Origin of the sequence: Yeosuana aromativorans, from assembly GCF_014646655.1 — a bacterium.
GTDB classification, from domain to species: Bacteria; Bacteroidota; Bacteroidia; order Flavobacteriales; family Flavobacteriaceae; genus Yeosuana; species Yeosuana aromativorans.
Map to the genome: position 1 here is coordinate 1 of NZ_BMNR01000023.1, position 1,001 is coordinate 1,001.

The window sequence follows — 1,001 nt, forward strand, 5'->3', positions numbered from 1 at the left end:
TAAGCATTATTTTTAGCATCCATGTAAAAGCAGTAAGTCGAGTATCTTTAAAGTTCTCTAAAACAATAAAAGATATGAACACTCAAATTACTGCCGTTCCTAAATTATACATAGGGATTGACATACACAAGCGAAGCTGGAAAGTTAATTGCTCAACCGATCTATTTTCGGGTAAATCTTTTAGTATGCCTCCGGAACCAGCGCAATTAAAAGCTTATGCCGACAAACATTTTCCCGATCACGAAGTCAGTGTAGCCTATGAGGCAGGTTGCTGTGGCTATTATGCGCATCGGTGTTTCGAAAGTTATGGGTGGCATTCCTTAGTAGTTAACCCTGCCGATATCCACCGTAAAGGAAAGGAGCGTTTTACCAAGACCGATCGCATTGATGCGCAACTCATCAGCAGAGAGCTTAAAGACGGCCGATTAAGTGGTATCCATGTGCCCGACATGCATCGGGAAGCGTTAAGGAGTTTGTTTCGCAGACGCAATGATTTAGTTAAGGACTTCAGGCGTATAAAGAGTTACATCAAGATGCAGTTACTGTACTTTGGCATAAAAGTACCAGAGCAGTACGATAACGACCATTGGAGCCATGGTTTTCGGGGGTGGTTAGATCAGGTGATCTTTCAGTATCCTATAGCTAAAGCGAGTTTAGATAGTAGAATGCGCCATTTTCGGTTTATAGATGAAGATTTACGGTTGGTAAGTAGTCAGCTCAGGGCTTATTGCCGCAAACACTTTAATAAAGACTATTATTTGCTTAGGACTATACCCGGTATAGGTGGCATTGTAGCTTGCGGTATTATCAGTGAACTTGGTGATTTACGTCGTTTTAACAACGTGAAACATATAGCGGGTTATGTAGGTTTGGCTCCAGGGGTTTATCAGAGTGGCGCTAACAGCAAGACCATGGGAATCACACCACGGGCACACCGATTGATCCGTTCGTATTTCATAGAAGCTTCATGGCAGGCCATACGCACCGATCCTGTGATGCAG

At 43.1% G+C, this 1,001-nt stretch carries 1 protein-coding gene; it reads left to right on the top strand.

Features of this window, described 5'->3' with window-relative positions:
• Nucleotides 1-74: 74 nt before the first annotated feature.
• On the top strand, nucleotides 75-1,001 hold a 927-nt coding region (locus tag IEW94_RS16775; RefSeq protein ID WP_188655243.1), incomplete at its 3' end, for an IS110 family RNA-guided transposase.